The sequence below is a fragment of the Hydrogenophaga sp. GW823-FHT04C09 genome, assembly GCF_058796355.1.
The window spans coordinates 575138-600673 of sequence record NZ_JBXAIO010000002.1 but is presented as its reverse complement, the minus strand read 5'-3'; the positions used below and the strand labels follow the sequence as shown (position 1 = coordinate 600673).

Annotated in this window: 20 protein-coding genes; 3 read left to right on the top strand and 17 right to left on the bottom strand. The window is 69.5% G+C overall.

Annotated features, from left to right (window positions below; all coding sequences use genetic code 11):
- Positions 1–111: 111 nt before the first annotated feature.
- The 9 genes from guaD to AC1Q9M_RS07965 all read right to left on the bottom strand — a co-directional run bounded on the left by guaD (position 112) and on the right by AC1Q9M_RS07965 (position 10863).
- Entirely contained in the window at positions 112–1392 is a 1281-nt protein-coding gene (gene guaD, locus AC1Q9M_RS08005; protein ID WP_492433213.1) for a guanine deaminase, read from the bottom strand.
- A gap of 90 nt (positions 1393–1482) precedes the next feature.
- Positions 1483–2577: a BMP family ABC transporter substrate-binding protein gene (locus AC1Q9M_RS08000; protein ID WP_492433211.1), complete on the bottom strand. Its 1095-nt coding sequence runs from the start codon at positions 2575–2577 to the stop codon at positions 1483–1485.
- Positions 2578–3001: 424 nt separating this feature from the next.
- On the bottom strand, positions 3002–4009 hold the full coding sequence (locus AC1Q9M_RS07995) for an adenosine deaminase (RefSeq protein ID WP_492433410.1): 1008 nt from the start codon (positions 4007–4009) through the stop codon (positions 3002–3004).
- A 20-nt stretch (positions 4010–4029) separates the two neighbouring features.
- On the bottom strand, positions 4030–5046 hold the full coding sequence (locus AC1Q9M_RS07990; protein ID WP_492433209.1) for a Rieske 2Fe-2S domain-containing protein: 1017 nt from the start codon (positions 5044–5046) through the stop codon (positions 4030–4032).
- 129 nt (positions 5047–5175) lie between these two features.
- Positions 5176–6321 (bottom strand): BMP family ABC transporter substrate-binding protein, encoded by a 1146-nt coding sequence (locus AC1Q9M_RS07985; RefSeq protein WP_382323585.1) that lies wholly within the window; start codon positions 6319–6321, stop codon positions 5176–5178.
- Positions 6322–6378: 57 nt separating this feature from the next.
- Positions 6379–7299 carry an ABC transporter permease gene (locus AC1Q9M_RS07980; RefSeq protein WP_382160486.1) on the bottom strand — a complete coding sequence of 307 codons (921 nt, stop codon included), beginning with the start codon at positions 7297–7299 and terminating at the stop codon, positions 6379–6381.
- A gap of 7 nt (positions 7300–7306) precedes the next feature.
- Positions 7307–8362 (bottom strand): ABC transporter permease, encoded by a 1056-nt coding sequence (locus tag AC1Q9M_RS07975; RefSeq protein WP_382323584.1) that lies wholly within the window; start codon positions 8360–8362, stop codon positions 7307–7309.
- Positions 8349–9893, bottom strand: coding sequence for an ABC transporter ATP-binding protein (locus tag AC1Q9M_RS07970; protein ID WP_492433206.1), 1545 nt, complete (start codon positions 9891–9893; stop codon positions 8349–8351). Before AC1Q9M_RS07970 ends, AC1Q9M_RS07975 begins: the two co-directional genes overlap by 14 nt.
- Positions 9894–9918: 25 nt before the next feature.
- Positions 9919–10863 carry a LysR family transcriptional regulator gene (locus AC1Q9M_RS07965; RefSeq protein WP_382160492.1) on the bottom strand — a complete coding sequence of 315 codons (945 nt, stop codon included), beginning with the start codon at positions 10861–10863 and terminating at the stop codon, positions 9919–9921.
- Between the two features lie 94 nt (positions 10864–10957).
- On the opposite strand from AC1Q9M_RS07965, the gene xdhA reads away from it, so the two are divergent.
- Positions 10958–12457, top strand: coding sequence for a xanthine dehydrogenase small subunit (xdhA, locus tag AC1Q9M_RS07960; protein WP_492433204.1), 1500 nt, complete (start codon positions 10958–10960; stop codon positions 12455–12457).
- The gene (xdhB, locus tag AC1Q9M_RS07955; protein ID WP_382323581.1) at positions 12454–14850 is read left to right on the top strand and encodes a xanthine dehydrogenase molybdopterin binding subunit; all 2397 of its coding nucleotides are present in this window, start codon (positions 12454–12456) and stop codon (positions 14848–14850) included. The genes xdhA and xdhB overlap by 4 nt, the downstream gene beginning before the upstream one ends.
- Here the strand turns inward: xdhB and AC1Q9M_RS07950 are convergent.
- From AC1Q9M_RS07950 to AC1Q9M_RS07915, 8 genes are all read right to left on the bottom strand, one after another.
- Positions 14847–16334 carry a hypothetical protein gene (locus AC1Q9M_RS07950; RefSeq protein ID WP_444688284.1) on the bottom strand — a complete coding sequence of 496 codons (1488 nt, stop codon included), beginning with the start codon at positions 16332–16334 and terminating at the stop codon, positions 14847–14849. The genes xdhB and AC1Q9M_RS07950 overlap by 4 nt on opposite strands.
- Positions 16335–16455: 121 nt before the next feature.
- Positions 16456–17493, bottom strand: a complete 1038-nt coding sequence (locus AC1Q9M_RS07945; RefSeq protein WP_492433201.1) for a porin — start codon at positions 17491–17493, stop codon at positions 16456–16458.
- A gap of 67 nt (positions 17494–17560) precedes the next feature.
- On the bottom strand, positions 17561–19018 hold the full coding sequence (locus AC1Q9M_RS07940; RefSeq protein WP_492433199.1) for an aldehyde dehydrogenase family protein: 1458 nt from the start codon (positions 19016–19018) through the stop codon (positions 17561–17563).
- Positions 19019–19067: 49 nt separating this feature from the next.
- Positions 19068–20804, bottom strand: coding sequence for a thiamine pyrophosphate-requiring protein (locus AC1Q9M_RS07935; RefSeq protein ID WP_382323576.1), 1737 nt, complete (start codon positions 20802–20804; stop codon positions 19068–19070).
- A 22-nt stretch (positions 20805–20826) separates the two neighbouring features.
- Positions 20827–21807 carry a Bug family tripartite tricarboxylate transporter substrate binding protein gene (locus tag AC1Q9M_RS07930; protein ID WP_382323575.1) on the bottom strand — a complete coding sequence of 327 codons (981 nt, stop codon included), beginning with the start codon at positions 21805–21807 and terminating at the stop codon, positions 20827–20829.
- A 54-nt stretch (positions 21808–21861) separates the two neighbouring features.
- Positions 21862–22887, bottom strand: coding sequence for a 2Fe-2S iron-sulfur cluster-binding protein (locus tag AC1Q9M_RS07925; RefSeq protein WP_382323574.1), 1026 nt, complete (start codon positions 22885–22887; stop codon positions 21862–21864).
- Complete coding sequence (locus AC1Q9M_RS07920) at positions 22884–23360, bottom strand: aromatic-ring-hydroxylating dioxygenase subunit beta (protein WP_382323573.1); 477 nt, start codon at positions 23358–23360, stop codon at positions 22884–22886. Before AC1Q9M_RS07920 ends, AC1Q9M_RS07925 begins: the two co-directional genes overlap by 4 nt.
- A gap of 4 nt (positions 23361–23364) precedes the next feature.
- Entirely contained in the window at positions 23365–24627 is a 1263-nt protein-coding gene (locus AC1Q9M_RS07915) for an aromatic ring-hydroxylating dioxygenase subunit alpha (RefSeq protein ID WP_444688288.1), read from the bottom strand.
- A gap of 133 nt (positions 24628–24760) precedes the next feature.
- Here AC1Q9M_RS07915 and AC1Q9M_RS07910 point away from each other — a divergent pair, with 133 nt between their 5' ends.
- Complete coding sequence (locus AC1Q9M_RS07910) at positions 24761–25519, top strand: IclR family transcriptional regulator domain-containing protein (RefSeq protein ID WP_382323571.1); 759 nt, start codon at positions 24761–24763, stop codon at positions 25517–25519.
- The last annotated feature ends 17 nt before the right edge of the window (positions 25520–25536 follow it).

Here is a 25536-nt window from a genome sequence, read left to right as displayed (position 1 = left end):
CCAAATAACGTCGCTTCGTTTCCAAATTCAGATCATTGGAACCCGCAGACTGGGACATTCCCTAGGTCGAGAAATAAGCGCAAAAACGACACGCCCAAGCCGCGATCGAGATCAGCCGCCAGCGATGACCGTGCGCGCCACCACCCGATCGTCCCCCAGCACGATCAGCGCGAACAGCAGCTCGTCCAGGCTGTCCGCCTGCGAGGTCTTGCGCGCCAGCAGGGGGGTGGCCTGCGGGTCGAGCACCACGAAATCCGCCTCGTGGCCGGGCTGCAGGTTGCCCACCACGCCCTCGAGCCCCAGCGCGCGCGCCGCGCCCGCCGTGTGCTGCCACCACAGCTGCCCCGGGGTAAGGCTCAGGCCCTGCTTGGTCTGGCCCTCACGGCCCACGCAGTAGGCCGCGAGCATGGTGCGGAACGGCGAGAAGCTGGTGCCACCGCCCACGTCGCTCGCCAGGCCGTAGCCCATGCCCGCCGCGTCGGCGGCGAGGTAGTCGAAGAAGCCGCTGCCCAGGAACTGGTTGCTGGTCGGGCTCACGGCGGCGGTGGTGCCGGTGGCGGCCATCAGCGCGCGGTCGGCCTGGTCGAGGTGGATGCAATGGGCGTACACCGCGCGCTGCCGCAGCAGGCCGAAGTCGCCATACACGCCCAGGTAGCTGCGCGACTTCGGGAACAGCTCGGCCGCCCAGCGCACCTCGTCGAGGTTTTCCGCCACGTGCGATTGAATCCACACGTCACCGTGCTTCGCCGCCAGCTCGCCCGCGCCGCGCAGCTGTTCGGGCGTGCTGGTGGGGGCGAAGCGCGGCGTGATCGCGTAGCCCAGGCGGTCCACGCCGTGCCAGCGCTGGATCAGCGCCTCGGTGTCGATCAGGCTCTGTTCGGTCTGGTCGCGCACGCCATCGGGGCTGTGGCGGTCCTGCAGCACCTTGCCGGTGATGAAGCGCAGGCCGCGCGAGCGCGCCGCCTCGAACATCGCGTCGACCGAGGCCGGGTGCGAGGTCGCGAAGGTGAGCGCGGTGGTCACGCCGTTGCGCGCCAGCTCGTCCAGGAAGAAGGCCGCCACCTCGCGCGCGTGCTCCGGCTCGTGAAAGCGCGACTCGTGCGGGAAGGTGTAGTTCTCCAGCCAGGGCAGCAAGCCGGCCGCGGGCGCGCCGATCACGTCCGTCTGCGGGTAGTGCACGTGCATGTCGATGAAGCCCGGCGCGATCAGTTTTCCGCTCAGGTCTTCCACCGACACGCCGGGAAAGTTGCCGATCAGCGCGGCGTGGTCGCCCGCGGCGCGCACCACGCGCCGACCCTGCGCGTCGGGGCCGACGACCAGCAGGCCATCGGCGTCGTAGACAGGGCGTTGTTGGTCGTCGAAACGCAGGAGGGCGGCACGGTAGGCGTTCATGCCGCGCAGCTTAACGCCTGGGGCTCGCCCGGGCATATCGCGCCGCCGATAAGGCCCATACCGCCGCGCCGGCGGTGGGCCCGCGCGGCTTCAGCGCTCGACCGAACCCTGCACGCCTTCGACCAGCCAGTTCATGCCCAGGATCTGCCCGTCGTCGAGCGCCTTGCCGGCTTCGATGACGGTCTTGCCCTGGTTGTCGCGCACGGCGGTCTTGCGCGCCGCGAACACCGCGAGCTTGCCCGCGGCCATGTCGGCCTGGCGCGCCTGCACCTCGTCGCGCACCTTGGCCGGCACCTTGCTGCCGAAGCTGTCGACGCGGATCATGCCCTCCTTCACCCCGCCCCAGACGCTCGCGCTCTGCCAGGTGCCGTCCAGCACGGCCTGCACGCGGCGGGTGTAGTAGTCGCCCCAGAGGTGGGTCACGGCGGCGATCTGCGCATCGGGCCCGAAGCGGCGCATGTCGGAGTGGTAGGCCACGGCGAGCCTGCCGCGCTCCTGCGCGGCCACCATCACGGCGGTGGAACCGGTGTGGAAGGCCAGCACCTCGGCGCCCTGGTTCATCAGCGTCATGGCCGCGTCGCGCTCGCGCGGTGGGTTGAACCACTCACCCAGCCACACCACCTTGACGGTGGCGCGCGGGTTGACCGAGCGCATGCCCAGGGTGAAGGCGTTGACGCCCTGGATCACCTCGGGGATCGGGAAACCGGCGATGTAGCCCGCCTGCGTGGCCATGCGGCCCGCGGCCACGCCGGCCAGGTAGCGGCCCTCGTAGTAGCGCGCGTTGGCGGTGGCGACGTTGGGCGCGGTCTTGTAGCCGGTGATGGACTCGAACTTCACGTCCGGGAACTCGCGCGCCACCTTGAGCGTGGGCTCCATGTAGCCGAAGCTGGGCGTGAAGATGATGCGGTGGCCCTGCTGCGCCAGATCGCGGATCACGCGCTCGGCGTCGGCGCCTTCGGCCACGTTCTCCACGTAGCGTGTCTCGACCTTGTTGCCCAGGGCGGCCTGCACGGCGAGCCGGGCCTGCTCGTGCTGGCGCACCCAGCCAGCTTCGGTCAGCGGCGTCACGTAGACGAACGCGGCCTTGAGCGGCGGCGTCTGTGCCTGGGCGGGGGTGGAAAAGGGAAATAAAAAGCTGGCAGCCGCCAGTGCGCACGCGCACCGGGCCACGAGGTTTTTGTACATGGTGGTCCTCTACATGGCTTCCGTGAATGAAAAAGCGAGCCGGGGAAGCACCGGGCTCGCTGGGGCGTGATTTTACCCGGGCCCGGGGCCGTCAAACAGATCGAGCTGCCGGGCGGGCTGCAGCAGCCAGCTTCCGATCACGTCGTAGCGGTAGTGCTCATCGTGGTCGCCCACCCGGTGTCCTTCGACCAGGAAGAGTTCGTCGATGGTCCACTGGATCGGGCGGATCCAGTGGGTCGCTCGGGCGGATGGCGCCCAGTAACTGATGCTGTAGCGACTCGTGCCAGTTCGCCGGATCGAACATCGCGCCGTCCAGCCGGGCCTTCAGCCCCGAGATCTCGAGCGCGCTCTTCAACGCCGCCCTGTTCATTGGCGAGGGCATGGCCACGACCAGAAACCTCGGTTGGGTCATGGCACGGCCCGTTCAGCCAGCGACCGCGCCGTCCAGCAAGGCCATAAGTTCCGCGCGCCGCGCCGCGCTCACGAAGCTGGCCTCGAAACTGTTGCGAGCCAGGGTGATCACGTCTTCGCGCGTGAGGTCCAGCGCTTGCACGGTCTGCACGAAGTTGGCGTTCATGTAGCCGCCGAAGTAGGCCGGGTCGTCGGAGTTGACGGTGGCGCACAGGCCGGCGTCGAGCAGGCGCTTCATCGGGTGGTCCTTCAGGTCGTTCACCACGCAGAGCTTGAGGTTGGAGAGTGGGCACACCGTGAGCGGGATGCGCCGCCGCGCCAGTTCGGCGACCAGGTCCGGGTCTTCCAGCGAGCGCACGCCGTGGTCGATGCGCTCGGTCTTCAGGTCGTTCAGTGCTTCCCAGATGTAGGCCGGCGGGCCCTCTTCGCCCGCGTGCGCCACCACATGGAAGCCCAGCTCGCGGCAGCGCGCGAAGACGCGCGAGAACTTGGACGGCGGGTGGCCGACCTCGCTCGAATCCAGGCCCACGCCGATGAAGTGCTGGCGGTAAGGCAAGGCGGCTTCCAGCGTCTGGAAGGCATCTTCCTCGCTCAGGTGGCGCAGGAAGCACAGGATCAGCGCCGCGCTCACGCCCAGCTCGGCCTGGGCGCGCGCGCAGGCGCTGGCCAGGCCCTGGATCACCGTGGCCATGGGCACGCCGCGCGCGGTGTGGGTCTGGGGGTCGAAGAAGAGCTCGGCGTGCGCCACGTTGTCGGCCTTGGCGCGCAGGAAGTAGGCCCAGGCCATGTCGTGGAAGTCGGCCTCGTGCAGCAGCACGCTGGCGCCGGCGTAGTAGATGTCCAGGAAACTCTGCAGGTTGGTGAAGGCGTAGGCCTCGCGCAGCGCGTCCACGCTGGCGTAGGGCAGGCTCAGGCCGTTGCGCTGGGCCAGCGCGAAGATCAGTTCGGGTTCCAGCGAACCCTCGATGTGCATGTGCAGTTCGGCCTTGGGGATGGCGGCGGCGAGTTGGGCGGGGGTCATGGTCATGTCACGTCCTTCGGTCAGCAGGTGCCCAGTGCGATGTCCAGGCGTTTCAGGTAGCGGCGGTAGGCGCTGGAGACGCGGTCGGCCGGGCCGTGCACCTCGGTCACGGGGGTGGTGCGGCCCACCGGCAGCGCGCGCGGCGACTGCGATTCCACCACCGGGCGGTCCTGCGCGAACACCGCGTCCTGGAAGGCGACCAGTTCCTGGTCGGTCGAGGCATCGCCGCGCGTGGCCATCACGAACCAGGCGGTGCAGAGTTCGTGGCCGTCGGGCCGGATGAAGAGCGCGATCGCGTTGCTCACCGGGTCGCCCTCGGTGGCGTCCTTGCGCAGGATGGCGGCGAAGGGGTGCGGCACGTCATAGCGGTAGGCGATCCAGGCGCCCGCGTCCGCCCCGGCGTAGGCGCGCGGCTGCCAGGCCCGGGCGTCGCGCACCACCAGACCGGCCTCGCCCTCTTCCACCGCGCCGGTCTGCACCTGCGCGTGGCCGCGTTCGCCCAGCCAGCCTTCGTGCACGAAACCGAAATGGCTCAAGTCCAGGAAGTTCTCCACCAGGCGCGGCGCGCTGGTGTTGAGTTCGTAGGGGCCGCACAGCACGGTGCGCCAGGCCGGGTCGTCGCCCGGCGCGAACGCGGGCGGGTCGGCCAGCGGCGCGGCGAGGGTCTGGGACGGTGGCTGCAGCCGCACCCACACCAGGCCGTGCTGCTCGCGCGCCTCGAACGGGGTGGCGCAGTGGCTGGCCGGCGGCACGAAGTCGGGCGCGGCGGGCACGTGCTGGCAGCGGCCCTCGCCGCCGAATTGCCAGCCGTGGTACGGGCACTCCAGGCGGGTGCCGTGCAGGCCGATCAGCACCCGGCCCAGCGAGAGCCGGGCGCCCCGGTGCGGGCAGCGGTCGGCCCAGGCATGCACGCGGTGGGTGTCGTGCGCCTGCTCGCGCCAGAGCACCAGCGCCTGCCCGAGCAGCGAACAGGCCACGGGCTGGTCGCGCACCTGGTGCGAGGCGATCACGGGGTGCCAGAGTTGTGGTTCGATCATCGTGGGTTCACTCCAACAAGAAAGCCGCCCGGAGGCGGCTTTCTTTTTCCAGGGCACGGCGGGTCCGGCTCTGCCGGCCCGCACGCGCCGCCCCCTCGAGGGGGTCGCGCGAAGCGCGGCAGGGGTGGGTCAATTCGGCACTTTGCCTTCAACGCCCTTCACGTAGAACTTGATGCCACCGAGGAACTTGTCGTCGGCGACCGCGTCCTTGGCCAGCACTTCCTTGCCGTCCGAACCCAGGATCGGGCCCTTCCAGATCGAGAAGCTGCCGTCCTTCAGGCCGGCGCGCACGGTGTCGAGCTTGGCCTTCACTTCGGCCGGCACGTCTTCGGCGACGGAGACCATGTCGATCGCGCCTTCCTTCACGCCCCACCACACACCGCCGGTGGACCAGGTGCCTTCCAGCACGTCCTTGGTGGCCTTGATGTAGTACGGCGCCCAGTTGATCACGGCCGAACCCAGGTGGGCCTTGGGGCCGTAGGCGGTCATGTCGGAGTCCCAGCCGAAGGCGCGCTTGCCCAGCTTCTCGGCGGTCTGCAGCACGGCCGACGAATCGGTGTTCTGGAACAGGATGTCGGCGCCGCCGTTGATCAGCGAGGTCGCGGCTTCGGTTTCCTTCGGTGGGTCGAACCAGCCGTTGACCCAGACCACCTTGGTCTTGACCTTGGGGTTCACCGATTGCGCGCCCAGCGTGAAGCTGTTGATGTTGCGGATCACCTCGGGGATTGGGATGGACGCCACCACACCCAGGGTGTTGGACTTGGTCATGCTGCCCGCGATCACGCCGGCCATGTAGGCGCCTTCGTAGGTGCGGCTGTCGTAGGTGCGCAGGTTCTCGGCGGTCTTGTAGCCGGTGGCGTGCTCGAACTTCACGTCCTTGAAGTCGGGCGCGATCTTGAGCATGGGCTCCATGTAGCCGAAGGTGGTGCCGAACACCAGCTTGTTGCCCTGGCCGGCCAGGTCGCGGATCACGCGCTCGGCGTCGGCGCTCTCGGGCACGTTCTCGACGAAGCTGGTCACGATCTTGTCGCCGAATTCCTTCTCCAGCGCCTTGCGGCCGTTGTCGTGCGCGAAGGTCCAGCCGCCGTCGCCCACCGGGCCGACGTAGGCAAACGCGATCTTCAGCGGTGCGGCCTTCGGTGCCTCGGCCGCAGCGGGTGCGGGCGCGGCGGGCGCGGCGGCCTCTTCCTTCTTGCCGCAGCCGATCAGGACGGCGCTGGTCAGCGCGGTCAAGGCGGCAACCTTCATCAGGGAACGTTTGCTCAGGTCTGTCATGGATAACCTCTTTGTTGGGAAAGGGTGGAGCGGAAACTATGCAAAAAACAGAAAAGATTATGCGCCCGGGTAAAAGGGTTTTCCGATCGAGGACGGCATGTTGATGCGGATCCACGTCGGGTTGCGCGAGATCAGGACCAGCACGACGATGGTGGCGATGTAGGGCATCATGGTCAGGAACTGGCTGGGCACGTTGACGCCGATGCCTTGCAGGTGGAACTGCAGCATGGTCACGCCACCGAACAGGTAGGCCCCCAGCAGCACGCGGGCCGGCCGCCAGGTGGCGAAGGTGGTCAGCGCCAGCGCGATCCAGCCCTTGCCGGCGATCATGCCCTCCACCCACAGCGGTGTGTAGACGGTGGACACATAGGCACCGGCCAGGCCGCAGAGCGCGCCCCCGGCCATCACCGCCACCAGGCGGATGCGGCGCACCGGGTAGCCCAGCGCGTGCGAGGACTCGGGGCTCTCGCCCACGCTGCGCAGCACCAGGCCGGCGCGCGTGCGGTACAGGAACCAGATCAGGCCGATCACCAGCGCCACACAGATATAGACCATGGGGTGGTGGCGGAACAGCGCGGGGCCGATCAGCGGGATGTCGCCCAGCAGCGGGATCGCGTGGCGGGTCTGCTCGGGCAGTTTTTCCTGCACGTAACGGGTGCCGGCGAAGGCCGAGAAGCCCGCGCCGAACAGGCTGAGCGCCAGGCCCGTGGCGTACTGGTTGGTGTTGAGCCAGATCACGAGGCCGCCGAAGATGGCCGCGAGCAGGGCCCCGGCCGCCATGCCGGCCGCGAAGCCCAGCGTGGTGCTGCCGGTGTGGACCACGGTGGCGAAGCCGGCCAGCGCGGCGCACAGCATCATGCCCTCGGCGCCGAGGTTGACGATGCCGGCTTTTTCGTTGATGAGCAGGCCCAGCGAAGCAATGGCCAGCACGGTGCCCGCGTTGAGCGAGGCGGCGATCAGGAGTGCGATGGATTCCATGTCTTGCTCACTTTTTCCAGACGAGGCGGTAGGCAATCAAGGTGTCGCAGGCCAGCAGCGCGAACAGCAGCAGGCCCTGGAACACCCCGGTGATCGACTTGGGCAGGCCCAGGCGCGACTGCGCGAGTTCGCCGCCGATGTAGAACATGCTCATGAGAATGGCCGAGAACACGATGCCCACCGGGTGCAGCCGCCCCACGAAGGCGACGATGATGGCCGCGAAGCCGTAGCCCGCCGGCACATAGGGCGTGAGCTGGCCGATCGGGCCGGCCACCTCCAGCGCGCCGGCCAGGCCGGCCGCGCCACCCGAGGTCAGCAGCGCGATCCACAGCGCCTTGCGCGAGGAAAAGCCCGCGTAGCGCGCCGCCGCGGGCGCCAGGCCGCCCACCAGCTGGGCATAGCCCGCGTAGGTGCGAAACAGGAAGACCCACACCGCCGCCACGCCGGCCAGCGCGATCAGCAGGCCGATGGTCACGCGAGAGCCCTGCATCAGCTTCGGGATCTGCGTGACCGACTCGAAGGTCTTGGTCTGCGGGAAGTTGTAGCCCATGGGGTCCTTCCACGGGCCATAGACCAGGAAGTTGAGCACCTGCACCGCCACGTAGACCAGCATCAGGCTCACGAGGATCTCGTTGGCGTTGAAGCGGTCGCGCAGCAGCGCGGTGATGCCGGCCCAGAACATGCCGCCCAGCACGCCGGCCACCAGCACGGCGGGCACGATCCACGCGCCGGTGCTCTTGTCGGCGGTGAGCGCCACGCCGGCCGCGAAGATGGCGCCGATGATGTACTGCCCCTCGGCGCCGATGTTCCACACGTTGGAGCGGAAACACACCGCCAGCCCGAGCGCGATGACGAGCAGCGGCGTGGCCTTCACCATGAGTTCGGACAGCGCGTAGGTGCTCTTGATCGGCTCCCAGAAGAACACCTGCAGGCCGCGCACCGGGTCCTTGCCCAGCACGGCGAACAGGATGACGCCGATCACCACGGTGATCAGCAGGGCCAGCAGCGGCGAGGCGTAGCCCCAGCGCGCCGAGGGTTGGGGACGGACTTCAAGCCGCAGCATGGGCGGTCTCCTCTTTCTTGTGGTGGGTGGCGGCCGTGTCCCAGAGCCCGGACATCCATTCGCCGATGCGCTCGATGGTGGCTTCGGCCCGGTCCAGGCTGGGCGACAGGCGCCCCTTGGCGATCACGTGCAGGCGGTCGCTGATCTCGAACAGCTCGTCGAGCTCCTCGCTCACCACCAGCACCGCGCAGCCCGCGTCGCGCAGCTTGAGGATCTCGCCGCGGATCTGCGCGGACGCGCCCACGTCCACGCCCCAGGTGGGCTGGCTCACGATGAGCAGCTTGGGCCTGGCCTCGATCTCGCGGCCGACGATGAACTTCTGCAGGTTGCCGCCCGAGAGCGACTTGGCCGCCGCGTCCGGCCCGTTGGCCTTGACCTTGTAGCGCGCGATGATGTCGGCCGCCTGCGCCTTGAGCGCGCCCACGCGGATCCAGCCGCCCGAGCCCAGCGCGTCCTTGCGCGAGAGCAGCAGGTTGTGCGACAGCGAGAGCGTGGGCACGGCGCCCCGGCCCAGGCGCTCCTCGGGCACGAAGTGCTGGCCCTGGGCGCGCCGCCGGCCCGGGCCGGCGTGCGACACGTCCTGCCCACCCAGGCGGATGCTGCCGGCCGGGGCGCGGCGGTCTTCGCCCGAGAGCGCGTAGAGCAGCTCGCTCTGGCCGTTGCCCGAGACGCCCGCGATGCCCACCACCTCGCCGGAGCGCACCGTGAGCGCGATGCCATTGAGGTGCGTGCCGAACGGGTCATCGCTCTGCAGCGTGAGGCCGTTCACCTCCAGCACCGCCGCGCCGGCGTGCAGCTCGCGCACCTCCAGCGCGGGCGGTTCGGCGCCGATCATCAGGCGCGAGAGCGAGGCGTTGCTTTCCTGGCGCGGGTCGCACACGCCCGTGACCTGGCCGCCGCGCAGCACCGTGCAGGCGGTGCACAGCTCGCGGATCTCGTGCAGCTTGTGGCTGATGTAGAGGATGCTGCAGCCCTCGGCCGCGAGCTTGCGCAGCACCACGAAGAGCTTTTCCACCGCCTGCGGCGTGAGCACCGAGGTCGGCTCGTCCAGGATCAGCAGCTGCGGGTTGGTCAGCAGCGCGCGGATGATCTCCACCCGCTGCATTTCGCCCACCGAGAGCGTGTGCACCGGGCGCGAGGGGTCGATGTCCAGCCCGTACTCGGTGGCCTTGGCGGTGATGCTCGCGCTCACCTCCGGCAGCGTGAGCGACTTGTCCAGGCCGAGCCAGACGTTCTCGGCCACGGTGAGCGTGTCGAACAGGCTGAAGTGCTGGAACACCATGCTGATGCCCAGGGCGCGCGCCTCCTGCGGGTTGCGGATGTGCACCGGCCGGCCGTTGAACATCACCGTGCCCTCGTCGGGTTTCACCGAGCCGTAGATGATCTTCATCAGCGTGGACTTGCCGGCGCCGTTCTCGCCCAGCACGGCGTGCACCTCGCCGGGCTGCACGGTGAGCGAGACGCCGCTGTTGGCCACCACGCCCGGATATCGCTTGGTGATGCCGCTGAGTTGCAGTCGTGTCGTGGTCATGGGTCTCCTTCGTGGTCTTGTGGGGTCAGCTCTCGGCGTCGGGCCGCTTCAGCGAGGCGGCCACGCTCTTGACCTGCTCGCGCAGCCAGCGCCCGGCCTTGGAGGCGTGGGTGCGCTCGTGCCAGAGCTGGTAGTACATCATTCGCGGGAACTCCACCGGGCTGGGCAGCACCTTCACCGGCAGCACGCCGGTGAAACGGTCGCAGTACTGGCGCCCGGTGGTCAGCACCAGCAGGCTGCCGGCGACCATGGCCGGGATCAGCCCGAAATGCGGGCAGCGGGCGGTGATGTTGCGCACCAGTCCCAGGGTGGCCAGGTGCTCGTCGACGAAACCGCGCGCGCCGGGGTGGGTGGGCGTGGGCGCGATGTGCTCGGCGCCCAGCCAGGCCTCCACGTCCCAGCCCCGGCGCGCCGCCGGGTGCTGCTGGGAGACCAGGCAGACCACCTCGTCGCCGAACAGGCGGCCCAGGTGCAGGTCGTCGGGTGGCTGCGTCCAGTTGCCGATCACCACGTCCACGTCGCCCTGGGCCAGGTGGTTGCGGTAGTCGGAGTCGCGCGAGAGCGGGTGGATGTCGATCGGGCAGTTCGGCGCCTGGCTCTTGATCTGGGTCACCAGCTGCGGCAGGAACAGCGGGTCCATGTAGTCGCTGGCGGCGATGCTGAAGCTGTGGCGCGCGGTGGCGGGCTCGAAGCTGCGCGCGTCGGAGAACAGCACCTCGGCGCTGCGCAGGATGTCGGCCGCCGGTTCGATCATGCGCAGCCCCGCCACCGTGGGCACCATGCCCGAACCCGAGCGCACCAGAAGGGGGTCGCCGGCCATTTCGCGCAGGCGTTTGAGCGCCGCACTCACCGCCGGCTGGTACATGCCCAGGCGCAGCGCCGCGCGCGACACGCTGCGCTCGGTGAGCACGGTGTGGAGCACGCGAATCAGGTGCAGGTCAATCTTGTCGAACATGGACATGTATTTCATACCCTTGTCATATGCGACTGAATGGTGTTTTGGGCATTTTGGACATATGGCCGAGCATATGTTGTGCCAAGGGGGCAGCGCTATGCTGGCACGCATGAGCACCGAAATATCCGCACAAACCCTGACCTTCCTGCGCCGCGGCCAGCCCGTGACGCTGCGCCACGTGGCCCCCGACCGCACCCTGCTGGAGGTGCTGCGCGAAGAACTGCACTGCACCGGCACCAAGGAGGGCTGCGGCGAAGGCGACTGCGGCGCCTGCACCGTGGTGCTGGGCGAGGCGGTGGACGGGAAACTGGAATACAAGGCCATCAACAGCTGCATCCGGCTGGCGCACTCGGTGAACGGCCTGGCGGTCTGGACCGTGGAGGACCTGGCCAATGAAGAAGGCGAGCTGCACCCGGCGCAGGAAGCCATGGTGCAGTGCCACGGCAGCCAGTGCGGTTTCTGCACCCCGGGTTTCGTCATGAGCCTGTTCGGCATGTACCAGAACACCCAGGGCGGCCAGGGCATCGACCGCGCCCAGGCCCAGGCCGACCTCTCCGGCAACCTCTGCCGCTGCACCGGCTACCGGCCCATCCTGGACGCCGCGCAGCAGATGGGCGGCCTGCCGCTGCCCCAGGGCTGTGGCGTGAACGAGGCCGCCACCGTGGCGGCGCTCCAGTCGCTCAGGAAGAACCAGGAAGACGGCAGCACCTACCTGCGCCCGACCCGACTGACCGAGCTGCTGCGGCAGCGCGCCGCCCACCCCCGGGCCCAGGTGGTCGCGGGCTGCACCGACGTCGGCCTGTGGGTCACCAAGATGCACAAGCGCTTCGCGCAGGTGCTGGACGTGACCGCCGTGCGCGAGCTGCGCCGGGTGGAAGACTATCCCCACCACATCGCCATCGGCGCGGCCGTGACGCTCACCGACGCCTACGCCGCCCTGGTGAAAGACCGCCCCCAGCTCCAGACCTTCGCCCAGCGCTTCGCCGGCCTGCCGGTGCGCAACTCGGGCACGCTGGGCGGCAACGTGGCCAACGGCTCGCCCATCGGCGACTCCATGCCGCTGCTGATCGGCCTGGGCGCCAGCGTGGTGCTGATGCGCTGGGACGCGAAACGCGGCGCCATCGCCCACCGCGAACTGCGGCTGGAAGACCTCTACACCGGCTACCGCACCAACGTGATGCGGCCCGACGAACTGCTGGCCTGGATCAAGGTGCCCCGCCCCACGGCCGGGGAAACCTTCAAGGCCTACAAGATCAGCAAGCGCTTCGACGACGACATCTCCGCCGTCTGTCTCGCGATCCAGATGACGGTGACCGACGGCGTGGTGGCGCAGGTCTCCATCGGCGCGGGTGGTGTGGCCGCCACGCCGGCGCGCGCGCGCCAGACCGAAGCCGCCCTGCGCGGCCAACCCTGGACGCCCGAAGCGGTGAAAGCCGCCGTGGCCGCGCTGCGCGCCGAGTTCCAGCCGATCTCCGACATGCGCGCCAGCGCCGCCTACCGACAGGCCGTGCTGGGCAACCTGCTGCAGCGCTTCTGGCTGGAGAGCCAGGGCCTGCAGCACATCAACCTGGAAAACCTCAACGCGGCAACGCTGGAGGCACTGGCATGAACGCACGCGACCCCAACAACCCCAACACACCCGCGCCGGTGGTGATCTCGTCCCGCGCGGACGCCGTCGCCCCGCCCGAGGATGTGGCCGAAGCCCGCCCCGCCACCCCCGTGCCGCCCGCGAGCCCGCGCGCCGCCGGTGTCTCGCGCTTCCATGAAAGCGCGCGCGCCCAGGTGGCCGGCGGCGCCACCTACATCGACGACATCCCCGAGGTGCGCGGCACGCTGCACGCCGCCCCGGTCTGCTCCCCCGTTCCCCACGGCCGGCTGCGCGGCGTGGACGCCTCGGCCGCCCTGGCCGTGCCCGGCGTGCGCGGCGTCTTCGGCGCCAGCGACATCCCCGGCGACCCCACGCTGGCCGCCTTCGCCCACGACGAGCCCGTGTTCGCCAGCGAGACGGTGCAGTTCACCGGCCAGGTGGTGGCCGTGGTCGTGGCGGACGACGTGATGACCGCGCGCCGCGCCGCGCGCCTGGTCAAGCTCGACATCGAGCCCCTGCCCGCCGTGCTCTCGGTGCACCAGGCCCATGCCCAGGCCAGCTACGTGCTGCCCCCGGTGCACGTGAAGCGCGGCGACGCGGCCGCCGCCCTCGCGCGCGCCCCCCACCAGCTCGAAGGCACGTTCGAGGTCGGCGGCCAGGAACACTTCTACCTGGAAGGCCAGATCGCCTACGTGCTGCCGCTGGAACAGAACCAGTGGTGGGTCTACTCCAGCACCCAGCACCCGGGCGAGGTGCAGCACTGGGTGTCGCACGCGCTGGGCATCGACAACCACGCGGTGACGGTGGAATGCCGGCGCATGGGTGGCGGCTTCGGCGGCAAGGAAACGCAGGCCGGCCACCTCGCGGTGTGGGCCGCCGTGGCCTCGCGCAAGCTGCAGCGCCCGGTCAAGCTGCGGCTGGACCGCGACGACGACTTCATGGTCACCGGCAAGCGCCACCCCTTCGCCTACCACTACCGCGTGGGCTTCGACGACACCGGTCTGCTCAGCGGGCTCGACCTGGAGATGCTGGCCAACTGCGGCTTCAGCGCCGACCTCTCCGGCCCCGTGGCCGACCGCGCGATCTTCCACGCCGACAACGCCTACTTCCTGGAAGACGTGACGATCTCCAGCTACCGCTGCAAGACCAACACCCAGAGCCACACCGCCTTCCGCGGCTTCGGCGGCCCGCAGGGCGTGATCGTGATCGAGCGCATCCTCAGCGACATCGCGCAGGCGCTCGGCAGGGACCCGCTGGACGTGCGCCTGCGCAACCTCTACGGCATCGAGAGCCGCAACGTCACGCACTACCAGATGGCGGTGGAGGACAACATCCTCGAACCGCTCATGACCACGCTGGCGCAGACCAGCCGCTACCGCGAGCGGCGCGGCCAGATCGCGGCCTGGAACGCGGACAGCCCGGTCATCAAGAAAGGCATCTCGCTCACGCCGGTGAAGTTCGGCATCAGCTTCACCGCCACGCTGTTCAACCAGGCCGGCGCGCTGGTGCACGTGTACACCGACGGCAGCGTGCAGGTGAACCACGGCGGCACCGAGATGGGCCAGGGCCTCAACACCAAGGTCGCCGCCATCGTGGCCGACGAGCTGGGCGTGCCCTTCGAGCGCGTGCTCTCCACCGCCTCCGACACCAGCAAGGTGCCCAACGCCAGCGCCACCGCCGCCTCCAGCGGCACCGACCTCAACGGCCGCGCCGCGCAGTTCGCCGCGCGCCACGTGCGCGACAACCTCGCGGCCTTCGTCGCCGGGCTGGACGGCTGCGGCGCGGGCGCGGTGCGCTTCGAAGGCGGCCAGGTGATCACGCCCAAGACCACGCGCAGCTTCGAGGAGGTGGTGCACGCGGCCTACGCCAACCGCATCCAGCTCTGGAGCGACGGCTTCTACCGCACGCCCAAGATCCACTACGACAAGACCACCCTCACCGGCCGGCCCTTCTACTACTTCGCCTACGGCGCGGCGGTCACCGAAGTGGCGATCGACACGCTCACCGGCGAGAGCCGCGTGCTCAAGGTGGACATCCTGCACGACGTGGGCCACAGCATCAACCCGGCGATCGACATCGGCCAGATCGAAGGCGGCTTCGTGCAGGGCATGGGCTGGCTCACCACCGAGCAATTGGTCTGGAACGACAAGGGCTACCTGCAGACCCACGCGCCCAGCACCTACAAGATCCCGGCCACCGGCGACATCCCCGCGCACTTCAAGGTTGAACTCTGGCCCGAGGCCAACCGCGAGGACAACGTGCACGGCAGCAAGGCCGTGGGCGAGCCGCCCTTCATGCTGGCGATCAGCGTGTTCGAGGCGCTGCGCGACGCGGTCGCCCAGGCCGGCGGCCGGCCCGGGGCAATGAACGCACCGGGCACGGCGGAAGAGGTATTGAAGGCGGTGGGCGCTTAGACAAAGGGCCGTTGCCGCTGCCCCACCTTGAAGGTGTTCAGCGGTTGAAGATTGGGCGGCGTGATGCGGTTGACCATGACGCCACCTCCGTCGTTTCCGATCCCGCCGTGCTCCTCCGCACCCACATCGAAATCATCGAGGGCTTCGTGCTGGTTGTCGTTGCCCACTGCCTGAGTTTCAGCGCCATTGTCGGCCGCGTTGTGCTCTGGCTGTTGCGCCCCGCCCCGATGGAGTTCAACGGGCTCCACGGGCAGGCGAGGCACAGAGCTGATGCCAGAGGAACTGCCCTCCCTCTCGATGGGAACCGGTGACCCGTTCCCATGGTGCCTTTGCAACCGTTGCGGCAGGGACAGGTTGCTCACGGAATGCTCGATGAACCCGGTGAGGGGTGCCTCCTCCTGCCGGTCCATACACCCAAGAATGAAGGTCATCAGCCAGAAGATGCCGATTTCGATGCCATCGAACAGGGCGACAAAATCATGGAAGCCCACAGAATCCGAACCGCGCTGGCACAGGTTGTTGGGAGACAAGCCTTGGTGCATGTGGTGCTTCCAGGCCGCCAGCAGCAGGCCTTCGCCAACGGCCTGAACGCCGTGCGTGATGCCCTTGGTGTGCAGGCCGACAAAGGGTTGGGGATCGTGCTGGTGCCAGCTTTTGAACGCGACCTGGGTGAGGTAGCCAATCGTGAGCGAGGCCAGCAGGTCGGTGACCGCGAACAGCCCGGTTTGCAGGCTGTTGCCCCAGACGTCGGGCAGTTGCCGTTGCCCGCTGCGGCGAACGGGGGGAAGCTGGCTCGACAGAAGCAGCCCCATCTGATCGAACGAGCACACCACCAGGGTCACCATGAGAATCCACAGATGGACGCGGCCAGGGGCCTTCAGGGTTCTCAGCCCCAGGCGCTGCTTGGCCACCGGAATGGCCACGTCGCGCAACGCGAACCGCACCCCATGCTGCACCGTTCGATTGACCAGCTCGGCGGCCACGCGTTTTTCGTAGGTCAGGTCGCCACCGCCATCGCAAAACGCGTGCTCCATGGCGGTTTGAACAGCGGTGCCCGCGATGTAGCCCAGGAAGTTCGCAAAGGCGATCGCCACCGCATCGCGAAAAATGGGGCCGTGTTGAGGCCCCTCCCCGAGCATGGCCAGCACCTCATCCACCCGACTGCCCAGGCGGCCAGGGTCATGCGGGCCGTGCAGGTTCTCCAGCCCGTCCAGCGCGCGGTTCAGGTGGCGAATCAACTCCTCGCCGCTTCTGAAGTACCCGCGGAAAGAAAGAGGCTCCTTCTGATAGTGGCGCTGGAGTTGCTGCAGCAGTTCAAGGTCGGGTTTCTCTCCGAGGAGGAGAAGCCCGGCCTCTCTCTTCAACCTGGGCCAGTCTTCGGGCAGCCAGTGCTGTTCGCACATGCGGTCAAACCGTTGTGCCAGATTGACGGCCGTCAAATCGGGAGGGATGGGTTGAACGCGCTGAAAAGAAGGGCTCGTCATGCTTGAGGTTGGGGTCGCATCGAGGTGCGCGCGGGCACCAACGAGGTCCTTTAGTGGCAGCGTCCCAACGACGGTTCGGCCATGGCCGGCGACCGGGGCGTTCTCGCCCCGGCCTCTTTCATCAGAACGTGTGGCGCATGCCCACCTGGATGCCGCGCAGGTCTTGGCCGAGCGCGGGCACGCGGGTGCCCATGTCCTGACTGGACGGGAACATCGCGATGCGCGAGGCGCCGCTGTTGTTCAGCAAGGCGGCCGAGGTGTAGAGCATGGTGCGCTTGGAGAGGTTGTGCGCATAGCCCACGGCGAACAGGGAGGCGTCGCCGGTGGCGCGCTGGTTCTGGATCCAGGAGGCGCGGAACTCGCCCGCGCCCACCGGCACCGTCAGACCCAGCAGGTACCCCTTGGCCGAGGCCAGGTTGTCGACCTTGTTGTGCTGCAGGTAACCGAACAGCTTGAAACCGTCGAAGCGGTAGGTGGCGCCCAGGCCGGTGGTCTGGCTGAACACATAACCCGCGCCCGGCGCGCCGATGGTGGCCCGGGCCACCTCGATGCGGTCGGTCGCCAGGCCGACGTACAGGCGGTCGGCCGTGTACTCGGCGCTGGCCGCGAGGTTCTTGTTCGGCGTGTCTTCGCGCATCTGGACCAGCAGCCGCATGTTCAGGCCGCCGAACAGCGTGGGCGAAAGGTACTGCACCGAGTTGGGCAGCATGGGCGTGTAGCCGCGCACCGCCGAACCCTGCAGCATCGACAGCTGGGCGCCGGTCTGCGCGCGGGCAAAGGGATCTGTCTTGCCGGTGAGGAAGATGAAGGGGCTCCAGTGCGCGCCGAGTTCGATCGCACCGAGCTTGGCGTCGCGCAGGCCGACGTAGGACTCGCGGTTGAAGAACGCGGTGGTGCTGGACTGCATGCCGGTGTCGGCCTGGAAGCCGCTCTCGAGCTTGAAGTAGGCCGACAGGCCGCCGCCGAGCTGTTCGGTGCCGCGCAGGCCGAACAGCGAGGTGTCGCTGCTCAGGGTCTTGCGGGTGCCGGACTCGCCCTGGTATTTGATGGCGTTGACGCCCAGGTCGATGCGGCCGTACAGCTCGACGCTGGACGTCTGCGCCGACGCGATCAAAGGCAGCAGCGCGAAGGGAATGGCGCCGAGTGCGTGGAACCTCATGGGGTGTGTCTCCAAGGATGTTGTGGGTGGGTGGATCGAGGTGTGCCCGCTCAGCGCGGCGGCGGCCTCACGCCGGTGCGTTCACCACATGCGCCTGCATGTAGTGCTTGAGGCCCTGGGCGGCGTACTCGCTGCCCAGGCCCGATTGCTTGGCACCCCCGAAGGGGATCTGGGCATCGAGCCAGAGGTGCTGGTTGACGCTGGCGGTGCCGACCTCGAGCCGCGCCGCGACGCGGGCCGCGGCAGGCACATCGCGGCCCCAGACCGAGCCGGTGAGCCCGTAGGGGCTGGCGTTGGCGCGTTGCACCGCCTCGTCCACGTCGGTGAAGCTCAGCACCGGCAGCACCGGGCCGAAGGGCTCCTCGGCCACCAGGCGGCTGTCGTCCGCGAGGCCGCTGACCACGGTGGGCGCGATGAAATAGCCTTCCCGGTCCAGCGCCTGGCCACCCGCATGGAAGCGCGCACCGCGCTCGCGCGCGTCGTCGAGGATGCCGAGCACGATGCGGTGCTGCGCCGCGTTCTGCACCGGGCCGAGCACCACGCCCGGCTCGAAGCCGCCGCCCACCGCCACCGCTTTCGCCCGCTTGGCCAGGGCCTCGCACACCGCGCCATGCAGGCGCTCGTGCACGTACAGGCGCTTGATCGCCATGCAGATCTGGCCGCTGTTGGCGAAGGCGGCGTTGAACAGCGGCTGCGCGATGGCCTCGGGGTCGGCATCGGGCAGCACGATGGCGGCGTCGTTGCCGCCGAGTTCGAGCGTCAGGCGCTTGAGCGTACCGGCGCTGCTGGCCATGACCTTCCTGCCGGTGGCCGCCGAGCCGGTGAAGCTGATCTTCTGGATGTCCGGGTGCTCCGCGAGCGCACGGCCCAGGTCGTTGCCGCCGGAGACCATGTTGAGCGTGCCGGCGGGCAGCAAGGCCTGCGCGCGCTGCGCGAAGCGCAAGGCGCTCAGCGGCGTGTAGGGCGAGGGCTTGACCACGATGGTGTTGCCGGTGAGCAAGGCGTGCACGATCTTCGGCACGCACAGCACCAGCGGCATGTTCCAGGGCGTGATCGCGCCCACCACGCCGAGCGGGCGGTGGTGCAGCTCGACGCGGCCCTGGGCGTCCTCGCGCAGGGTTTCCACCGGCACGTCGAGCGCCACCAGGCGCTGCAGCTGCGCCGCCGCGCGGGCCACCTCGTCGCGGGCGCGCGGCAGCGGTTTGCCCTGCTCCAGCGTGATCAGCCAGGCCAGCGACTCCAGGTCCTGCAGCAGCAGGTCCGCCAGCGCCAGCAGCTTCTGGCGCCGCTCGGCCCAGGGCCGCGCGGCCCAGGCGGGCTGCGCGCGCCGCGCGGCGGCCACGGCCTCGTCGAGCTGGGCCAGCGAGGCCTCGGGGGCGGTCGCGAAAGGCTGGGCGGTGGCGGGGTCGATGACCTCGAACCGGCTTTCGCCCTCGCGCGCCTGGCCGTCGATCGACAGCATCAGGGGGGTGTCGTCCAAACGCAGGGTGCGCAAGGCCTCGGCACGCATCGGATGGTGCTCCATGGAATTCCTTTCGGGGGCTCGCGCCCCGGGGTCGTGGGGTCGGCGGGCGTTACTCGCCGATGACGTTGAGCAGGGCCTGCCGGCCCTCGACCTGCACCGCGTGCAGGGCGCGCCGGAGCGCGGGCATGAGGTCTTCACGCCGTGTCACGCGCTCGCCGTGACCGCCGGAGGCCTCGGCGTAGCGCTCGAAATCGGGCACGGGCCGCAGCGAGGACAGCGGCTCCGGCCGGCGCTCCCGGGCCTGCCGCGCGGCGTGGCCCTGGGGGTACATGCCGGTGGCGGCCTTCTGCACGCCTTCCCAGCCTTCGTTGTTGAACACCACCGTGAGCACGGGCAGGCCGTGCATCGCGGCGGCGTGGTGGCAGGCCGCGGGGTTGGCGAACAGGTAGGCGCCATCGCCCACCACGCAGATCACGGTGCGCCCCGGGGCCGCCTGCTGCGCACCCAGCGCGGCGGGCAGGCCCCAGCCCAACCCGCCCGAGGACGGCAGCTGGAAGAAGCCGCCGGCTTCCTCGAAACCCATCTGCTCGCGCACGGCCGAGTACTCGTTGACCAGGATCGCGTCGCGCGGCCGCACGGCCTCGAGGCAGCGCGAGAGGAACAGCTTGCTGATGGCGCCGCCGCGCGCCTCGTCGCGCTGCGCGCGGGCCGCGATCTCGCCACGCACCGCCGCGCCGATCGCCTGCGCGCGCTGGCGGCGCCGCTCGGCCTGCGAGAGCGCGCCCACGGCTTCGAGCGCGGGGCCCAGCGCGGCCAGCAGCGCGCTGGCGTTGGTGGTGATGCAGAGGTCGGACGGGAAACTGCGCATCGGGTAGCGCTCGAAGAGCGGGTCGCTGCCCGCGAGCGCCACGAAGGCGCCCGGCCGGGGCGTGGCGACGGCGGGAATCCAGGGCACGTCCGTTTCGAGGAACAGCAGCGCGTCGGCGTGCGGCAGCACCGCGCCCATCTCGTAACCCAGGTGCAGCGGGTGCGAGGACGGAAAGCTCACGTAGCGCGGCCGGTTCTCGGCCACGCCGATGCCGAAGCGGTCCGCGAGTTCGCTGAGCTGGGCCACGGTCTGCGGGTCCGCGCCGCTGCTGGTGCAGACGATGACCGGGCATTCGGCCGCGGCCAGCGCGCGCGCCAGGGCCAGCACGGCCTCGGGATCGGGGTGGGCGGCCGAGGCCACCGGCACCTGGCCACCCACGCGGCAGGCGGCGTGCGGCTGGGCCAGCACCTCGCGCGGCAGCGTGAGGTAGACCGGGCCGCGCGGCTCGGTGCTCGCCACGCCCAGCGCACGGTCCACCACCTCGGCCACGTGGTGGCCGTCGCGCAACTCGTAGTCCCACTTGACCAGCTCGCGCACCATGGCCCCCTGGTCGAACATCTCCTGCGCCCAATGGACCTCGTGGGTGCGCGAGCCGGCGCGGCCCTGTTCGAACCAGGGCGTGCGCCCGGCCGCGAGCAGCAGCGGCACCTGCGCGCGGATCGCGTTGAACAGCCCGCACACCGCGTTGGCCGTGCCCACGCTCACGTGCAGCATCACCGCCTGCGGGCGGCGCGCCACCATGTAGAAGCCGTGCGCCATGCCGATGGCGAGGTTCTCGTGCCCGATGAGCACCGGCTCGGGCAGCACCAGGCCGGCCTCGGCGGCGCGCGCATAGGCCTCGATCACGGGCGCGGTGTCGGTGCCCGCGCCCACGTAGAAATGGTCCACACCGCGGTCCTTGAGCAGCACGAGGAAGGCCTCGGCCACGGATTCGGTGCACACGGTCCGGGCGGCGTCCGCCGGCAATGCCTGGTTCATGGTGAGGTCCTGTGTCCTGGCATCAGTCCAGCGTGATCTGCGCCGAATCGATCACCTTCTTCCAGCGCGCCGACTCCTCGCGCAGCATCGCGGCGGTGGCCTCGGGCGTGCTGCCCACCGGGTCGGCGCCCAGCGCCTCGAACTGCTTGACCACGTCGGGCATCTTCACGATGGCCGCGACTTCCCTGGCCAGGGTCTGCGCGATGGCCGGCGGCGTGCGCTCGGGCGCGACCAGCGTGACCCAGGTGCCCGACTCGAAGTTCGGCACACCGGCTTCGTGCATGGTCGGCACGTCGGGGATGAAGCCCACGCGCTCCTTGGTGGCCGAGGCCAGGATGCGCACGCGCTTGCTCTGGTGGAAGGGCAGCGTGGTCGTCACGTTGTCGAACATCAGGTCCACGGTGCCGGCCATCAGATCGGTCAGGGCCGGCGCGGAGCCCCGGTAGGGCACGTGGACCATCTTGATGCCCAGGCGGCTCTCGAAGTACAGCGCGGTCAGGTGCGAGGTGCTGCCATTGCCCTGCGAGGCGAAGCTGAGCTTGCCCGGGTTGGCCTTGGCGTAGTCGATCAGCTCCTGCAGGTTGCGCGCCTTCACCGAGGGGCCCACCACGATCACGTTGGGCATGTTGGCGATGGTGGTGATCGGCACGAACTTGCGCGCGTCGTAGTTGATGCTCTTGTAGAGGTTGAAGTTGATCGCCAGCGGCCCGGGCGGGCTGGCGAACAGGGTGTAGCCATCGGGCGCGGAGCGCGCCACGTGCGCGCCGCCGATGTTGCCGCCCGCGCCGGGCTTGTTGTCGACGATCACGCTCTGCTGGAAGCGCGCGCGCAGCTTGTCGGCCACGATGCGCGCGATCGAGTCGGTGGTGCCCGCCGCAGGAAACGGCACGACGACGGTGACGAGCTTGTTCGGGTAGGGGCCGTCCTGGGCGGCGCCCGGCAGGGCGAAGGACAGCAGCGCGGCGGCGCACAGGGCGAGGCGGGTGAAGGGGCGGCGGTTCATGGGGTTGTCTCCGGTGTTGGGTCGGGGTCGGTGGGATCGGATCGGGAAACGCGTTTACATGGCCACGTCCTGGGAAGGCGCGAAGGCGTCGCAATAGAAACGGGCCGGGTCGAGGCCGCGCTGCGCGAAGGCCTCGCGCGCCGCCGCCACCATGGCGGGCGAGCCGCAGGCGTAGACCTCGTGGCCGCTGAGGTCCGGCAGATCTTCGACCACCGCCTCGTGCACCCGGCCGGTGCGCCCGCTCCAGCCGCCGTCGGCAGCGGCGGCCGCGGAGACCACGGGCACGTAACTCGTCTTGCCCGCGTCGGCCCAGCGCTGGGCCAGCGCGTGGCGGTACAGCAGCTCGGGCGTGCGCGCGCCCACGTAGAGGTGCAGGCGGCGCTGGGTGCCTTTCTTCAGCAGTTCCTCGAGGATGGACTGCACCGGCGCGAAGCCCGTGCCACCCGCGACGAACACGATCGGGGCCTCGCTCTCGCGCAGGTAGAAATCGCCCAGGGGCAGGCGCAGCCGCACCGGGTCGCCCGGCTGCAGCTGGTGGAAGACCTGCTCGGCGAAGCGCCCGCCTTCGAGGTAGCGGATGTGCAGCTCCACGCCGTCGCTCTGCTGCGGCGGGTTGGCCATGGAGAAGCTGCGCTCCTGCCCGTCGTCGAGCAGCACCCGCAGGTACTGCCCGGCGCGGAACTTCGCGCGCACGCCGGCCGGAAAGCGCAGCTTGAGCACGGCCACCTCGGCGGCCGGGCGTTCGATGCGCAGCACCTTGGCGGTGATCACCTTCTCGCTCGCCAGGTCGCGCCGGTGCACCTCGCGCGGGGCGATGCGCAGGTCGGAGCAGGGCCGCACGCGGCACAGCTTCACCGCCGAGGCGGGGCCTTCCTGTTGCGGGCCCAGGTCCTGGCGGCCCGGCGTCACGAACGTGCCGCTGAGCACCTCGCCTTCGCAGCTGCCGCACACCCCCGCGCGGCACGACGCGGGCAAGGCCCAGCCGGCGCGCTCGGCGGCCGCGAGCACGGACTCGTGCGCGGCGCACTCGAAGTCCAGCGCCTCGTCGGCGGTGGTGATGCGGTACACGGCGGTGCTCACAGCGGGATGGCCAGCAGGGTGTCAAAGACCGAGCTGTCGCAGACCACCACGCGGCGGGCGATCTTGAGTTCGCCGTCGCCCTCGATGCGCAGTTCGTCGTGGTAGCAGCCGGTGACGAAGACCTGGCTGGTGCCGTTGCGCATCACGCGGTAGACCGCGAAGGGCGTGCGCGTGCGCACGGTCTGGCCCTCGGTGGCCAGGTGGGCCGGCACGGAGACGATGTGGCGGTAGCTGTGGCGCTCGTAGATGTTGGCTTCGCGCAGGCCCGAGACGCGGTCTTTCAGCATGCCCCGCGAGTCGGCGAAGATCAGGCCGGCGTCCCAGCCGCGCGCGTGGTTTTCCAGCGTGGTGATGCTGTAGAAGCAGTCGGGCGTGAAGAAGTCGGGCCAGGCCTCGAGCCGGTCGGCGTCGATGCAGTCGGCGTAGGCGGCGTTGAGCAGGCTCACGGCCAGGTGGAGTTCAAGGCGGTTCATCGGCTCAGATCCCCATGTGGGCCCGGTAGGCCTTCCAGAAACCGCGCACCGAGGCTTCGGTGGCGCGCGTGTCCTGCGTTTCGGTGCTGGTGCCGCCCATCTGCACGATGGCCGTGTCCTCCTGCGCCGACACCGTGCCACGCTGCACGAAGCCGCCGACGCAGCCGTCCTCCATCGAGACCAGGCCGGCGGGCCCGATCAGGTTGCACTGCTTGAGCCGCGCGTAGCGCATCTCGGGCGTGTCGTCGGCGAAGCCGATGTAGGTCCAGTTCAGCGCGGTCTGGCCCACGCCCTGGGGCAGCACCTGGCGCACCACGATGCTGTTCCAGATCTGACCGAGCACGAAGCCGGGAAACACCGAGAGGATCTGCAGCGTGATGCCGTCGCCCACCTCGTCCGTGCCTTCGAGAAAGCTCGGGTCGTTCAGGCGGTACTGCTCGTTGTCCGAGCGGATGCCCTGGTCGCGGTACTCCGAGCCGGCCTCTTCGGTCTTGTCGATCATGGAGTAGCTCACGTGGCTGCCGCCGTCGTCCGAGACGATCAGGCCGCCGCGCTGCGTGAGGCGGTTGACCTCGAAGGTCGTGAGGAAGAGGTGCAGCAGGCTGGCGTGGTAGCTGTCCTTCACGTTCTCGAAGTACAGCTTCCAGTTGTTGGGCAGCGCCTGCGTGAAGCGGCCCAGGATCTGCAGCGGCTTGTCGCGCAGCACGCGCTGGATGCGCCCGAGCACGGCCTCGCCGATGTACTCCTCGATCGGCGGCACGTCGTCGCTGAAGCTGCCGAACACCAGGCCGCAGACGGTGGACACGCGCAGCTTGCGCGGCGAATGCGCTTCCTTGCAGAAGCCTTCGGGCATGCCGCCCTTGCCGCTCACGCCGCCTTCGAAGGCCACGCCCGTGAGGTTGCCCTGCAGGTCGTAGGACCAGGCGTGGTAGACGCAGGAGAAGTTCTCGGCATGGCCGGCGTTCTCCAGGCAGATCAGCGCGCCGCGGTGCGAGCAGCGGTTCTCGAACGCGTAGAGCTCGCCGTCGTGGTCGCGGGCCACCACCACCGGCGTCTCGCCGGCGAAGGTGCTGACGTAGTCGCCCGCCTGCTGCAGCTCGGCCTCCAGGCAGAGGTAGTTCCAGGTGGCGCCCTGGTAGATGCGGTCCTGCTCGCGCTGGCGGATCGCCTCGTCGCGGTAGATCCAGTAGGGGATGCGGGTCAGGCCGCCTTCGGGCCAGGTCCGCGGGGCCGTCAGGCCGCTGATGTCGATGGGTGCTTCTTGCATGGTCTCTGTTCAGTGCGCATTGCGCACATCGTTCGTTGGGGCGGTGTGTGGGGCAAATTATCGAAGCATCACCGACATGAATCAATGCAACCTGGGTTAAAGTCCGCAATGCGCACTTTTTTGGAGAGACGGCATGAAACTGGAACGACGCGACTTCGTGGCCTCGCTGGAAAGCGGGCTGGCCGTGATCGAGGCCTTCGATGCGCAGCACACCCGCCTCACGCTGACCGAGGTGGCGCAGCGCACCTCGCTCACCCGCGCCGCCGCGCGGCGCTACCTGCTCACGCTGACCAAGCTGGGTTACGCCGACTACGACGGCAAACACTTCTCGCTCGACCTGCGCGTGCTGCGCCTGGGCTATGGGCTGCTGTCGGGTGCGCCGCTGCCGCGCAAGGCACAGCCCGTGCTCGACACCGTGGGCTGGCAGACCGACGAAGTGACCTCGGTGGCCGTGCTCGACGAGACCGCCGTGGTCTTCGTGGCGCGCTCGCAGAGCCGCCGCGTGTTCTCGCCCACCGTCGGGGTGGGCACGCGGCTGCCGGCCTATTGCTCCTCGGCCGGCCGCGCCCTGCTCGCGCACCGCAGCGATGCCGAGGTGCTGCTGCTGCTCGGGCACAGCCCGCTGCAGCAGTTCACGCCGCACACGCGCGCCACGCCGCGCGCGGTGCTCGAGGCGGTTCACCAGGCCCGCGCTCAGGGCTATGCGATCAGCGACGAGGAGTACGAGATCGGCCTGCGCTCCATCGCGGTGCCGGTGCCCAACGCGCACGGCCGCGTGGACGTAGCGATGACCGCCAGCGTGCAGTCCGGCCGCATGACGCCCGCGCAGATGGTGGAGCAGCTGCTGCCCCCTTTGCTGGAAGGCGCGAAGTCGCTCTCCGCCTTGCTGTGAGGTGGATTGACCCGATT

Coding starts and splice junctions, on each gene's coding strand:
- guaD (WP_492433213.1), bottom strand. CDS start 1,392: ATGAACGCCTACCGTGCCGCCCTCCTGCGTTTCGACGACCAACAACGC.
- AC1Q9M_RS08000 (WP_492433211.1), bottom strand. CDS start 2,577: ATGTACAAAAACCTCGTGGCCCGGTGCGCGTGCGCACTGGCGGCTGCC.
- AC1Q9M_RS07995 (WP_492433410.1), bottom strand. CDS start 4,009: ATGACCCCCGCCCAACTCGCCGCCGCCATCCCCAAGGCCGAACTGCAC.
- AC1Q9M_RS07990 (WP_492433209.1), bottom strand. CDS start 5,046: ATGATCGAACCACAACTCTGGCACCCCGTGATCGCCTCGCACCAGGTG.
- AC1Q9M_RS07985 (WP_382323585.1), bottom strand. CDS start 6,321: ATGACAGACCTGAGCAAACGTTCCCTGATGAAGGTTGCCGCCTTGACC.
- AC1Q9M_RS07980 (WP_382160486.1), bottom strand. CDS start 7,299: ATGGAATCCATCGCACTCCTGATCGCCGCCTCGCTCAACGCGGGCACC.
- AC1Q9M_RS07975 (WP_382323584.1), bottom strand. CDS start 8,362: ATGCTGCGGCTTGAAGTCCGTCCCCAACCCTCGGCGCGCTGGGGCTAC.
- AC1Q9M_RS07970 (WP_492433206.1), bottom strand. CDS start 9,893: ATGACCACGACACGACTGCAACTCAGCGGCATCACCAAGCGATATCCG.
- AC1Q9M_RS07965 (WP_382160492.1), bottom strand. CDS start 10,863: ATGAAATACATGTCCATGTTCGACAAGATTGACCTGCACCTGATTCGC.
- xdhA (WP_492433204.1), top strand. CDS start 10,958: ATGAGCACCGAAATATCCGCACAAACCCTGACCTTCCTGCGCCGCGGC.
- xdhB (WP_382323581.1), top strand. CDS start 12,454: ATGAACGCACGCGACCCCAACAACCCCAACACACCCGCGCCGGTGGTG.
- AC1Q9M_RS07950 (WP_444688284.1), bottom strand. CDS start 16,334: ATGACGAGCCCTTCTTTTCAGCGCGTTCAACCCATCCCTCCCGATTTG.
- AC1Q9M_RS07945 (WP_492433201.1), bottom strand. CDS start 17,493: ATGAGGTTCCACGCACTCGGCGCCATTCCCTTCGCGCTGCTGCCTTTG.
- AC1Q9M_RS07940 (WP_492433199.1), bottom strand. CDS start 19,018: ATGGAGCACCATCCGATGCGTGCCGAGGCCTTGCGCACCCTGCGTTTG.
- AC1Q9M_RS07935 (WP_382323576.1), bottom strand. CDS start 20,804: ATGAACCAGGCATTGCCGGCGGACGCCGCCCGGACCGTGTGCACCGAA.
- AC1Q9M_RS07930 (WP_382323575.1), bottom strand. CDS start 21,807: ATGAACCGCCGCCCCTTCACCCGCCTCGCCCTGTGCGCCGCCGCGCTG.
- AC1Q9M_RS07920 (WP_382323573.1), bottom strand. CDS start 23,360: ATGAACCGCCTTGAACTCCACCTGGCCGTGAGCCTGCTCAACGCCGCC.
- AC1Q9M_RS07915 (WP_444688288.1), bottom strand. CDS start 24,627: ATGCAAGAAGCACCCATCGACATCAGCGGCCTGACGGCCCCGCGGACC.
- AC1Q9M_RS07910 (WP_382323571.1), top strand. CDS start 24,761: ATGAAACTGGAACGACGCGACTTCGTGGCCTCGCTGGAAAGCGGGCTG.